Consider the following 11,970-nt stretch of genomic DNA (forward strand, 5'->3'; position numbering starts at 1 on the left):
ATTTTAACCATAATCCTTCATTTTTCATTCTTAATTTTTAATTCATAAAGATTTATTTATAAAAAAATTCACTTTTTAAAAGCTCTGTTTTTTCTCCAATATGATATATTTTTAGGTTATGAAGTGGTCTTGTCATAGCTACATATAAAAGCTTAACATCTAATTGATTTTCTGAGTAATTTTCCTTAGAGGCATTACATATAACTACCATGTCAAATTCTAATCCCTTTACAAGATATGAAGGTATTAATACAACTCCTCCAGTAAAGTCATCCTCTCCACCTTCAACTAAATTAACTTTTATATTTTGCTTATCTAATTCTATCTTAAGCCTTTTACATTCTTCTAAAGTTTTACATATCAATGCAAGAGATTTATATCCGTTATTTTTGTTCTCACTTATATCCTTTTCTAACTGTAATGCAAGACTACAATAATCCTCTAATGGACTTATAGTTATTTCTTCCCCATGTCTTATAACAGGTTTAGCTATCGGTAATTTTTCATCTTTTAAGACCTTTAATACTTCCGTTGCACCATTCATTATTTCGATGGTCGTTCTATAACTCTGTTCTAAGCCAAGCATTTGAGATTCCTCATGAAAAATATAGTTATTAACCTTATCCCAATCATTAGTTCCTCTATAACTATATATTCCTTGACATATATCTCCTAATATGGTCATTGAACTAGACCCTAATATTTCTTTTAATACATGAAATTGTAGTAAATTAAAATCCTGTGCTTCATCAATTACTATATGCTTTAAATTTAAGCTTTCTTCAATTCCATATACCTTTAACTTTATATACATAAGTGGAGCTAAATCTTCAATTTCTACCAAACCATTTTCTAAATTTTTTAAGGTCTCTTTTGCTAGTTCTCCTATTACACCATCTGGTTTCCATTTAATTAAAGACATGATAAATTCCTTATAATATTCTGTTGTAGATAATGGTTTAATATTTTTAAAATAATCTCTTACTAAGCTGCTTAGTTTATTCTTAACCTTTTTAAAAAGCTCATCTCTCTCATCAGCAATAGCAATAATTTTATTTCTTCTTTTAGATGAATCTTTGGAAGCCCATCTAATTTCATTAAGTTTATCCTCATAATCATTTTCTATTTTATCTAATATCTTTTGCTTATCACCTTTTGTTTTATTTATAAAATGCTTTCTTATTTCATTTATCCTCTTTTCAAAAGGCAAATAACTATAATTATTTTTAAACAGTTCTACTATTTCCTTATATGAATAAAGAATTGTTTCATTTACTTTAAAGTCTAATTTAGGAATATAATTTACTTCTACATGTTTAAGAAATCTATCTATTAATTTTTTAAATTCTATGGAAGTTTTAAAGGAAGTGGTTTTTGAGAGATTTTTATTTCCTTCTATTATATTTCTAAGTTTTATTGACGGATCAATTATTTTTAAATCTTCCTCTATAAATTCAAGGGCAAAATCTTCAAAGGTATTTTGCTTTACATTATCCACGCCTAATTCCGGTAAAACATCTGATATATAGCTTAAGAAAAATCTATTAGGAGCTATTATCATAAAATTATCTGGTGATAGAGTCTTTTCATTGTTGTATAATAGGTATGCTATTCTATGAAGCGCTATAGTAGTTTTTCCTCCACCAGCAGCTCCTTGAACTATTAGAGGCTTCCACATATTAGCCCTTATAACTCTATTTTGTTCCTCTTGAATAGTTGAAACTATATCCTTTAATCTATTATCCTTTAAAGAATTAAGACTTGCTTGAAGAAATTCATCATTAGTAGTTATGTCTATATCATAAATGTCCAAAAGCTTGGATTTTTCAATGGCATATTGCCTTTTTAAGCTTATATTGCCATTTATGGCCCCATCTTCGCAATCATACTGAGCAGTTCCTAATCTTCCCTCATAGTAAAGAGTAGCAATTGGTGCTCTCCAATCTACTATTAAAAGCTCATTACTTTCATCATCAACCAAGGAGGTTTTTCCTACATAAAGCCTTTGAATATTTTCTTTGCCTTCTTCTTTAAAATCAACTCTAGCAAAATAAGGCTTTTCTATGCTTTTTTCTAATCCTCTTACCTTAGATTGTAGGCTCTTTTGTAATGCAGTATTTATAACTAATTCATTAAACTGTTCCGCGTTGTCTGAGTTGTAATGGGAATATCCATAATTAACAGCCTCATCAAGTTCCTTTTTTTCTTCAAAAACATTTTTATTATAATTAATTAAGTATTCTAAAATGGTATTTAATCTTAATACCTCTTCATCATAATCAGGATGGTTATTTTTAACCATAGAGATCACCTCACAAATTTATATTTGTGCCACATTGTTCATCGAGACAAATTCTATTCTATATTAGATGTAGTAAAATGGAAAGCCCTCCCATGGTTTATGTAATTGTCTATATTTCAATATTTATGACTTAAATATAAATTTAATAAAAATATCTCTATTTTTCTTGACAGTTTAGAGTTTTTTGATTATAGTATAAGTATAAATTAAGAAATTAATATTAAGGTATTGCATTTATACCTAAAATAAATTACCAGTAATTGTAAGTTCATGGAATAGTTCCATGGCTTTTGTTTTTTGTATGTAAAATATCTTTTATTATTGCCAATTGTTAAGCTAAATTCAATACTTATCTTAACAATTGGCATAATAAAAATTTATTTAAGAAATTAATTTAAATTTTATTCCTTTTGAAATACTTCCTATTTTACAATAAAATCTAAAACCTTATTACAAGTGTCATATATATCTTTACCAGCTATTACTATTGAATTAGGAATATTTATTCCACCACCAATGGCATATACTTTTTCTCCAGTCCCAGGTACAAAGTCCTTTGCTTCTATGATATTACAATTTAAATAATCAGCTAAATATAGTGCTGCTCTTCTATCTACTTCATTGTTAATTACAATTATATTTTTGCTTTTTTCCATATTTACCACAGTTCCATGAATCCCTTCTGCTATAGCTTTTCCTATTATATCTGCTCCAAGCTTTTTATATAATTCCACATCAGCTTTACTATCTACAAAAAAACATTCTATAATCATAGAGCTATAGTATATTGAATTTAGTTCTGCTAAATTATTTTGCTCTTTAACTCCTCTATTTTTAAAGCCTAAGTTTTCTAAATTTTTAAGTATTCTTTCACCAATAGCCCTTGTTTTCTTATCCCCAGGATAAATTAAGATCTCTGCTCCTCTAGCTGCTTCTGTTGGTTCATAACAATTTAAATGAGTGGAGAAAAATATATCTCCTTTAACATTGTTTGCACTATTAATTCCATAGGTAAGTTCCTCATTAACTCCTGATATATTATGAGGAGTACAATCTATAAGAGAATGTTTTGCCATAGATAGATATTTTATTATAGAGCTGTGAATTTTTCTATTTTCTACTACTTCATCTACATAATATTTACTACCAGGACATAAAGGGTTATGACCTGCTCTATGTGTTATTTTCATCTCTTTCTCCTCCTTTTTTATCACCTTTAAGTTGCTCTAAAGCATCAATAATTTGCTTAGGCATAGGTACACCTAACTTTACTGCATTTTCGCAAATACTTATTCCTTCGTTTGATATCATAAAGAAACAAAACAGAGTTCTAAGAGAACCACCAGAGCCAATTAGTCTATCTAATAATACTGGTACAATCAAAAGCATTAACACCAATATTTTTTTAACCACTCCCTGTAATCCTTCCTTAGAACTCAACTTTCCACCAATATAAGCACCTATCACTCCTGTAATATAATCTAAAAACATAAAAACAATAAGCACCTGAAGTATTATATCCCATCCACCAAAGAAATAAGTTATTATACTAATCAATCCTCCAATAAATCCTGTTGTTATTCCCCTTTCTTTTACAGAACCCATGCTCTTTAAAGCATTTAATAAAATTTCAATATTATATCACCACCTAAAAAAGCTGTGAAAAATCACAGCTTTTTGATTCAAAATGCACAATGCACAATTCACAATTTTGGATATTTCTCAGCATGGCTGAGAAATTTATGATTGATTGTTTTGGGGTTACTTCGTAATTTTTTATTAGTTTATTTTAATATTGTTAATAATATTAAAAAGTTATAAATAAAAAAGACCTATTGTGGTCTTTGAGTTGTGTCATAAAAATTATCTATTCTGCATTAATTTTTTCTAGCAATTCTTGATATTGTTCGGTTGTAATTCTGCTAAAAGTAAAGAATATATCTAACTTATTTGTCATGTCCTCTTTTTCGTATTTGTTTGCACTAATTAAATTTGATAGTAAATTATATAACATCTTTCATTCCTCCATTTTCTAATAAATTATTATATTCTTTATCTATAACATAGTTTTGTACTTCTAATAGTTGCTCTTTTAAGGCTTTAATCTCTGCTTCTAATTCTTCCTTTTCTAATTCTTCTTTTGTTGGTTCATATTCAAACCATTCATAGGTAACTTCACCATATTCTCCATAGGTTTCTTTAATGTAATTGTACCATTGTTCTAATTCAGCATCCTTACATTCGTAATAGTGTTCTCGTAATTCTGTGACAATCTCAACAGTGTCATCCTCGTTTTCAATTATATCAACTACTTCTAAGATAAAATATCTTATTTTATACATAAAATTCCTCCTTTAAGGTATAAGTTTGGCTGTATATGACCCTCCACCAGTTAGGTAGCACAAATAATAATTGTTACCGGAATCGCCTTCTGTGACCCATTTAGTTGTACCATAATATGTCATACCACCTGTGAATTTTGTGATATCTTTATTCGTTAAATTAAGAACAATCATATAACTATTATCAACACTATATTTTGACGAATTACTCCTAATAACGTTAAGGTCGTGTGTAAATATACCAAAGTCATTAAACTTGCATCCAATACCTAAAGTTATTGTGTGATTATCTGTTGGAAATCTATTGTCACTACAGTCTTTGCCTATAGAAATGTACTTAGCATTATACATATAATTACGATTACACCCCATATCTATAGAGATATGCGTTGAATTCCTTATGTCGTTAGTGTTGCTATTCTTATCTATATTTACCGTATCTGACGCCGTAATTGTATTATTTGATGAGTTTTTAGAAATATCCACACATGAGCAATTAAAGACATTAGAGTTGTAGTCATAGCTTGTTGTTAGTCCACTCTTATTCTGCCCTCCTGCACATAGATTAGAAGTGCTAGTTGATTGAACGTTCCAAAACGAATATCCAATAGAAACCTTCGAGCAACTATTTAAGTAAATTTTTGAATTGTTCCCGAATAAAGCAACCCAATACGACTGAGTAATACATGTAGTAGCTGTTTTATCACCTGTAACCACCCACATAGAATCAAGTATATTTATCCTACTACAATCATTTCCGATACATATATACCTAGAGTCTTTCAATTCTATGTTTGTACAGTTATCGCCAATTCTTATAGTGTGTATATGTTTTTGATATCCTGTGTGTACATATATATCCTTGCAGTTGTTCCCAATTGTAAGCTCAACTCTTGGGGATATGCTTGCAACTAAATATCCGTCTGTAAGCTCATTACCCGTATTGGAATACTTGTAAATATTATTACTCTCTACGTTAAGCACGTCAATAGCTCTATCACAAACTTTGCAAACGTTAGCTTGACCCTCTAGCGTGTTTACAGTTGTTGTTGCCAAAGCCACAAACAAAGATTGACCGTTGTGATAAAACGCTCCCCTAACAACAGTGCCTGCACTAACCCTTTCATTCGTATTAAGAATAGTACCTCCAGTAGTGGCGTAACGTTTAATATCTTGTCTAAACGCAAGAACAGTAACAGCTCTAAAATCATAGTTTGTATAGATATTGTTTTTAGTGTCGTATCTACTATGCACCTTTCCGGTACGAGGAGTGTTAGGAATTTTATCATTATTTAAGTCATTCTTTATATCGTCATCAAATATATCAAATACCAATATGTCGTCTGGATAATCTACACTTTTACAGTAGATTGAAAATGTATTTTTAGTGATTGCTTGCAGTATAAGCTTCTCAGCTTTAGGGCTTGTTACAACCTCATATTTATCCGCGGAACTACCTCCATCTTTAGACCTTAGATAAGTACATTTATAATCTTCCAAAATATAAAAATGACCGACAGAAAGTTTGCTATCCTCAGCCATCTCCTTTAATTTAGCATAAGGATAGCTCTCCGACTTCTGTGATAACTCAGTGACAGCTTTATCAAGAATTCTAAAATTTTCATTGAGAACCTCTATATCTTTTTTAGTCGCCATTTCAGCCATTTGCGACTCAACTGTATCTCCACTTTCTGTTTTTATATCTTTAGCTTTTAAGATAACATCTCCAATTTTTCCATTTACACTAGATACTTTTCCACCGTCTTTTATACTGTCTTTTAGTTCTTTATAGGCTTCATCTATTTTTTTATTGTCATCAATAAAATCTGCTCTTTTAGGATATTCGTTACTCTCCCATTGATTTAGTTGTAGATTAGGGGTTTTGTTTTCACTTGGCATTGTCTTCACCTCTATTCTTTATATTTAAGAAAATATCTTTACTTATAATAAAAAAGCAAAATAATAAGTTCTTTATTAGTGACCTATTATTTTGCTTTTTTAAAATGTTTTATTAAGTTGTTATATACTGACTTTATGCTAGTTTTTTTATCTCTTTTATTGGCTGATATATACTTTTTAACTGCACTTTTATATTCAATATCAGTTATATCATCTAGTTTATATATGGCATCAGTTTTAGGGTTTATACCTTTATTTAATATTCTTTCTCCTATTATTTTTACTACGCTTTCATTTATCATTTATAATAACCCTCTTGTCTTTTCATCTTGTAATAACAATAACTGGTTCTCTAATTCTTCTTTTTCTCTTCTAAGTCTTTCTTCTTCTGTTTCTATATTAGGTATATCTTCTAGTATTAATTCTTTTGTTTGTGGATTTACTGATATTAAAATTTTATTATCTAATGCTCCCCACTCTAAATCTATATAATCTATATCCACTGATCTTATTCTGCTTAATAATTCCATTGTCATTCCTGTGTCTATTCGTTCTTCTAGTGAGCCATTTAATATTGTACCTGTTTTCTTATCAAATATAATTCTTTGTCCTATTTTCATAGTATATCACCTCTTATTTTATTCAAAACATATATAGAGAGTTTTCAAATAGCCAGTACTTGAAAAAGAACTATTCACAGTAAATCCATCATCAATTATTGTATACCTTGATGAATTAGCGCTACCCCCTCCTATACTACCATAATCAAATGAACCAGAACCACCTATCATCAAACTTTCATTCTCTGGTGTACCAACTAATACTCTTTCATATATTGAACTGCCGCCATATGGTGAAGTATATCTCTGATATATTATTATATATGAAGGTTTAAATGATAAATTCGATACAGTGAAAGGGTTACCATTTGGCGTACCAGTTGCCCATTTCTTTCCTACATTAATATTAGGTATCTTATTAATTAAATTATTTAAAGTATCACTACCACTACTACTTTGTCCTTTTGCAGTCAAATTACTAGCAAAGGTGTTTTTCATAGTCTGTATTTTACTTTTCAAACTATCAAAGGTATCACTACTACTTAGTGGGGAGCCGATAACAGAAGCTATATTTTTCTTACCATTATCGGCAAATTGAAAAAGTTCGTTTAATTTATTCTCAACGGTTATACCAGCTGCTGTTTTAATATCCTCAGCCTTTAAGATAACATCACCAGTTTTGCTGTTTACACTGGCTACTTTTCCACCTTTTTGTACAGCATCTTTTAGTTCTTTATAGGCTTCATCTATTTTTTTATTATCCTCAATAAAGTCTGTTCTTTTAGGATATTCATTACCATTCCATTGATTTAACTCTAAATTTGGAGTTTTATTTTCACTAGACATTACTTCCACCTCTATCCTCTATATTTTTCAAATTCATCCCAGGTTAAATTTAGTTCTTCCCATTGATCCCAAGTTCTATTGTAGGATTCAAACTCATCCCAGGTCATATAAGTAAATTTATATTTTATAGATAAGTGAGCTGGTTTGATATCTTCTATGGCTTTTTTAAGTCCTTCTAAGTTAGGGGGAATACCTCTTGTACCTACAAATTTTATTTCAAAGGTATAAGGTTCTATATTTTCAGTAATTTCAACTTCCCCATTGGAAAAGCTTTCACTTACGTTCTTTACGAGCTCTACTGTAACTACACCTTGACCTCTTAGTTTTGCTTTTATGGAGCTTCTTCTAAAATCTTCTGGTGAAGAAAGGTTAGCTTTTATATCTAAAAAATCTTCCCATAAACTAAGTCCCCAAGTGGCTTTTTCAACAAAGCATTGATTTACCAAATCTTCAATTAAATTGTTATAATCATCAATTTCACTTTGTTCGATTTCATAAATTTTAGAAAATATTTTAGAATTTCCTATAAAGGAGGGAAGATATTTTTTAAGCTTCACTTTCTATCTCCACCTTTCCCAAAACTCCAACTGCCCCTGTGTCAATTTCTATATTGGAAGTTCCATCATTGATGGTTAATTCACTATAATCAATGATAGGAGGAATATCTAGTAGTAAATTTGCTATTCTTGTATATCTAATAAGTGGATCTTTAAAAGCTAAGGTATTTAGATACTTAGTTACAGCATTTTCTATTTGAATTTTTACTTCCTCTAGGTTTGCATAGCTAGCTAATTGCAGTTTTACCTTGATATTTATAGGTATTTCCTCCACTCCAACTACATCCACTTCTGCTCCTATAGGTCTTTGGGCTTTAATATATTCTTGTACAGAATTTATTAAATCTTCATTTGGTTTTTTATTGCTGTTATCCATAACTACTACCTTAACTGTTCCAGGCCCCTTATAAAGTGGTATTACCACTGCATTTCCTACTCCATTTACTTCAAGTGCCCATAATTTATAATGATGAATATTTCCACTGGTAGCTGGAAGTCTAACCTTAAGCAGCAATCTCTTTAAAAGTTCTTCATCACTTTCAATGTTGATACCTCCAGTTGCTCCTTCCTCATTTATAACAGCACTTACTCCTGAAATTGAAATAGGAATAGTATTTATAATTTTAGCTGGTACATTATATTTGTTTCCAACTTCTTCTGCCATAGCCTCCACAAAGGTTTTATCATTTTTTATAATACTCTCCTCTGTGGTTATAAACCTAAGCCCACCTTCTGTTTGAAAGATACTTCCTTTAGGTATTAAAGTATCTTTACTTCCTTCAATGGTCAATTTTACTTTAGCTTTTATTCCAATTTTTCTATAGATTCCAAATTCTTTAGCCTTTAATTCTAACTCTTCACTATACCCATTTTCAGCAGCTTTTATTGCAAACACCTTGTTTAGTATTTCATCAAGCTGTAATTTGCTTTGCATAAGTTCTAAGGAAATGGGAGAAAGGGCATCATAAATAAATGAACCTTCAGATTTATCTATATCTGAAGGCACTTTTTTCATCATTCTATCAAGTATTAATTTCTCATTTTCACTATACACTTACCTTAACCTCCCCTAAATCTGTTTCTACTTTAAAATTCACTGTTATTTTATCCTTGTAGCTTAGAACATCAATATCACTTATACCTTTGATATGTGGATTAATTTCTAAAGCCTCTTTTAAAAATCTTTTTATTTCCGACTTGGTAAGTTCTTTAGAATAATTTTTCCCTACTAAGCTTTCAATTTCACTACCATAGTCGGTAGTATAAGCTAAATATCTATATCTCTCTGTAATTAATGCCTTTCTTATCCATATATTAAGAGCTTCTAGTCCTTCCACTACTATAAATTTACCATCCTTTAAGATAAATTCATTTTTTTGAAAGTCCCAAGCATACTCACGTGGAATCTCCTCATTAGTATTTAATTCATTTTCAACCTCTTCTATAACCTTTATATCTTCATCGGTGAATGTTGGAAAAATGCTCACAGTTTCACCACCTTACATAATACTAAAAATTTAGAACTACTAATCTTTATAAGTGCTATACCATCTCCAGATTTTAAAGTTTTACCAAAGTCAATTTTTTTCTTATCTATGCTTACATTTTTAGCTGAACCTTCAATTTTAACTTCTCCATTAAAACTTATTTCTATATTATCTTTAAGTAGATGTTCGCTTATATATAAATTTTCTTTACTAAGGGTAATATCACTTGTTTTAATGGAAATGGGGCTTGTAGAAATAATTTCACCTAATTCTACAGAAGGGGGATTAAAATATTTGCCTTGATCTCTAATTAGTTTTATAAATTCTCCATAGCAATCACTCAATTTAATTTCCCTCCTTTAAATCCATTTTATTTTGTAGACTTACTGTAAGACTCATAGTGTGCTGATTTGATGCAAAGTCAAATGTATGAGTATCAGAATCAATATATAATATACAGTCAACTAAAGCACTTACATACCATATCTTAGCTTTTACTGCATATCCAGTAATACATCTAATATCTCCTAATGCCTCTATATTTACATTACTTTCTATATCCTGCAACATTTGCTTTGCTTTATCCATATATCCATCATCATTTTTTGTAACGCTTTCTTGCAGAACTCCGTACATAGTTATATTCTTTTGATTTTCTACCTTAGTTAAAAAGTTGTTATTTTCATCAAAGATTTTCACTCTATTAATCATATTTTCCATTGAGTCATCATAATTACAACTTATAATGTTTTTATTAGGTTCAAGAACTAATCCATCAATAAGCTTACCTTTTTCAATTAAATTAAATTGGTCTTTATTCATCATTGGGATATAACATTTGTTAGTTTTATCTCTAGCCTTAGTGTAAGCTCTCATTATGATGTCATAAAAAGAAGTATTTTGAGGAATATCACTAATTTTAACTCCAGTTTTAGCTATATTCCCTACCTTTGCCTCTGCTTCACTGCATATTTTTCTTGTTATGTCTTCAGCTGTTATTTGATTAAAATTATAGGACCCTTTAGACTTTGTAAAGTATATTAAAAAATCATAGGCATTAAAGGTAAGTTCTTCGCTGCTATTTAACTGTCTATCAAAAACAATTCCTCTAAAAATTTCTACACCTCTATCATCTACTACCCAAACTACAGTGTTAGGTCTTATTTGAGTTCTATCATGATTTCTATCAAATATAGGATACGTTATAGTTCCCGTAAGTTTTCTGGCACATTGGCTTATACTTCCAGTCAAAGATAGAGATTTAATCATTGGGGTTATTTCTGTAACAACCCACCTATCATATAGTGCATAAACTTTTATCATAATTTTATCACCGTTCCTGGCTTTAAATTAAAGTTGCCTTTAAATCCATTTTTTTCTGCTAGCTCTCTCCAATTATCACTATTTCCAGTAAATTTTTTCGATATTAGCGGAAATGTATCCCCTACTTTAGTTGTATAGGTTTTAGACTTTACATCTACTGGTCTTACAGTAGATGCAATATTATTGGCGCCTTTCATATTGACCTTATCATGACTATAACCGTGCTTTCCTACTATCTTTGATGGAACTTTTATTGGATTGTACTCTTTTAAATCTAATGTAAAATAAACATCTCTAGTTCCATCTTGCTCTAAATAGCTAAAGTTTTCTATAGAAAATAAGCTATTAATAGGAGTTTCAGTTATTATAAATCTTACTGGTTTCATATTTTCTTTAAAATTGTTAATAAGCTCTATTGCTTCATAAGGTTCTGGTGAGCCTTTATATGAAGCAAAACTATACTCTTGACTTGGGAAAAAACTAGATACTTTTAGAGTTTTAGGAGGTGATTTTGCTAAAAAAGTCACTTCACCTAATTGCTCTACATTTACAGTTTTATTTAAAGTACCAGAGCCTACTTCAAAGGATGGAGGAATTACTGGGAACATTAATTTATCATTGTCTTGAATTATCCAAAATTCCATAATATCACCT

Annotated in this window: 15 protein-coding genes; all 15 read right to left on the reverse strand. The window is 29.9% G+C overall.

Features of this window, described 5'->3' with window-relative positions; translation table 11 throughout:
• Positions 1 to 52: 52 nt before the first annotated feature.
• The 15 genes from helD to B3603_RS00275 all read right to left on the reverse strand — a co-directional run bounded on the left by helD (position 53) and on the right by B3603_RS00275 (position 11,960).
• Complete coding sequence (gene helD, locus B3603_RS00205; protein ID WP_291559373.1) at positions 53 to 2,302, reverse strand: RNA polymerase recycling motor HelD; 2,250 nt, start codon at positions 2,300 to 2,302, stop codon at positions 53 to 55.
• Positions 2,303 to 2,724: 422 nt separating this feature from the next.
• The gene (locus tag B3603_RS00210; RefSeq protein WP_291559375.1) at positions 2,725 to 3,492 is read right to left on the reverse strand and encodes an N-acetylmuramoyl-L-alanine amidase; all 768 of its coding nucleotides are present in this window, start codon (positions 3,490 to 3,492) and stop codon (positions 2,725 to 2,727) included.
• Complete coding sequence (locus B3603_RS00215; RefSeq protein WP_052268320.1) at positions 3,476 to 3,907, reverse strand: phage holin family protein; 432 nt, start codon at positions 3,905 to 3,907, stop codon at positions 3,476 to 3,478. The genes B3603_RS00210 and B3603_RS00215 overlap by 17 nt, the downstream gene beginning before the upstream one ends.
• Before the next feature lie 262 nt (positions 3,908 to 4,169).
• The gene (locus tag B3603_RS00220; RefSeq protein ID WP_291559382.1) at positions 4,170 to 4,316 is read right to left on the reverse strand and encodes a hypothetical protein; all 147 of its coding nucleotides are present in this window, start codon (positions 4,314 to 4,316) and stop codon (positions 4,170 to 4,172) included.
• Entirely contained in the window at positions 4,306 to 4,644 is a 339-nt protein-coding gene (locus B3603_RS00225) for a hypothetical protein (RefSeq protein ID WP_291559384.1), read from the reverse strand. The genes B3603_RS00220 and B3603_RS00225 overlap by 11 nt, the downstream gene beginning before the upstream one ends.
• A gap of 12 nt (positions 4,645 to 4,656) precedes the next feature.
• Positions 4,657 to 6,543, reverse strand: a complete 1,887-nt coding sequence (locus tag B3603_RS00230) for a hypothetical protein (protein WP_291559386.1) — start codon at positions 6,541 to 6,543, stop codon at positions 4,657 to 4,659.
• A gap of 86 nt (positions 6,544 to 6,629) precedes the next feature.
• Positions 6,630 to 6,845, reverse strand: coding sequence for a hypothetical protein (locus B3603_RS00235; protein ID WP_291559388.1), 216 nt, complete (start codon positions 6,843 to 6,845; stop codon positions 6,630 to 6,632).
• Positions 6,846 to 7,163, reverse strand: coding sequence for a hypothetical protein (locus B3603_RS00240; RefSeq protein ID WP_291559390.1), 318 nt, complete (start codon positions 7,161 to 7,163; stop codon positions 6,846 to 6,848).
• A gap of 18 nt (positions 7,164 to 7,181) precedes the next feature.
• Entirely contained in the window at positions 7,182 to 7,949 is a 768-nt protein-coding gene (locus B3603_RS00245; RefSeq protein WP_291559392.1) for a hypothetical protein, read from the reverse strand.
• 11 nt (positions 7,950 to 7,960) lie between these two features.
• The gene (locus B3603_RS00250) at positions 7,961 to 8,506 is read right to left on the reverse strand and encodes a YmfQ family protein (RefSeq protein ID WP_291559394.1); all 546 of its coding nucleotides are present in this window, start codon (positions 8,504 to 8,506) and stop codon (positions 7,961 to 7,963) included.
• Positions 8,496 to 9,560: a baseplate J/gp47 family protein gene (locus B3603_RS00255; RefSeq protein WP_291559396.1), complete on the reverse strand. Its 1,065-nt coding sequence runs from the start codon at positions 9,558 to 9,560 to the stop codon at positions 8,496 to 8,498. The genes B3603_RS00250 and B3603_RS00255 overlap by 11 nt, the downstream gene beginning before the upstream one ends.
• A complete protein-coding gene (locus B3603_RS00260) occupies positions 9,553 to 9,993 on the reverse strand; it encodes a DUF2634 domain-containing protein (protein ID WP_291559398.1) in 441 nt (146 codons plus the stop codon). The genes B3603_RS00255 and B3603_RS00260 overlap by 8 nt, the downstream gene beginning before the upstream one ends.
• Positions 9,990 to 10,337 (reverse strand): DUF2577 domain-containing protein, encoded by a 348-nt coding sequence (locus B3603_RS00265; RefSeq protein WP_291559400.1) that lies wholly within the window; start codon positions 10,335 to 10,337, stop codon positions 9,990 to 9,992. The genes B3603_RS00260 and B3603_RS00265 overlap by 4 nt, the downstream gene beginning before the upstream one ends.
• A 1-nt stretch (position 10,338) precedes the next feature.
• A complete protein-coding gene (locus B3603_RS00270; RefSeq protein ID WP_291559402.1) occupies positions 10,339 to 11,316 on the reverse strand; it encodes an XkdQ/YqbQ family protein in 978 nt (325 codons plus the stop codon).
• The gene (locus B3603_RS00275) at positions 11,313 to 11,960 is read right to left on the reverse strand and encodes a LysM peptidoglycan-binding domain-containing protein (protein WP_291559404.1); all 648 of its coding nucleotides are present in this window, start codon (positions 11,958 to 11,960) and stop codon (positions 11,313 to 11,315) included. Before B3603_RS00275 ends, B3603_RS00270 begins: the two co-directional genes overlap by 4 nt.
• Positions 11,961 to 11,970 lie beyond the last annotated feature (10 nt).

The sequence above is a fragment of the Clostridium sp. UBA2485 genome, from assembly GCF_002341865.1.
GTDB lineage: Bacteria > Bacillota > Clostridia > Clostridiales > Clostridiaceae > Clostridium_J.

What these genes read in the sequence shown, in the direction of transcription:
- helD (WP_291559373.1), bottom strand. Translation starts at nt 2,302, where the DNA reads ATGGTTAAAAATAACCATCCTGATTATGATGAAGAGGTATTAAGATTA.
- B3603_RS00210 (WP_291559375.1), bottom strand. Translation starts at nt 3,492, where the DNA reads ATGAAAATAACACATAGAGCAGGTCATAACCCTTTATGTCCTGGTAGT.
- B3603_RS00215 (WP_052268320.1), bottom strand. Translation starts at nt 3,907, where the DNA reads ATGGGTTCTGTAAAAGAAAGGGGAATAACAACAGGATTTATTGGAGGA.
- B3603_RS00220 (WP_291559382.1), bottom strand. Translation starts at nt 4,316, where the DNA reads ATGTTATATAATTTACTATCAAATTTAATTAGTGCAAACAAATACGAA.
- B3603_RS00225 (WP_291559384.1), bottom strand. Translation starts at nt 4,644, where the DNA reads ATGTATAAAATAAGATATTTTATCTTAGAAGTAGTTGATATAATTGAA.
- B3603_RS00230 (WP_291559386.1), bottom strand. Translation starts at nt 6,543, where the DNA reads ATGCCAAGTGAAAACAAAACCCCTAATCTACAACTAAATCAATGGGAG.
- B3603_RS00235 (WP_291559388.1), bottom strand. Translation starts at nt 6,845, where the DNA reads ATGATAAATGAAAGCGTAGTAAAAATAATAGGAGAAAGAATATTAAAT.
- B3603_RS00240 (WP_291559390.1), bottom strand. Translation starts at nt 7,163, where the DNA reads ATGAAAATAGGACAAAGAATTATATTTGATAAGAAAACAGGTACAATA.
- B3603_RS00245 (WP_291559392.1), bottom strand. Translation starts at nt 7,949, where the DNA reads ATGTCTAGTGAAAATAAAACTCCAAATTTAGAGTTAAATCAATGGAAT.
- B3603_RS00270 (WP_291559402.1), bottom strand. Translation starts at nt 11,316, where the DNA reads ATGATAAAAGTTTATGCACTATATGATAGGTGGGTTGTTACAGAAATA.
- B3603_RS00275 (WP_291559404.1), bottom strand. Translation starts at nt 11,960, where the DNA reads ATGGAATTTTGGATAATTCAAGACAATGATAAATTAATGTTCCCAGTA.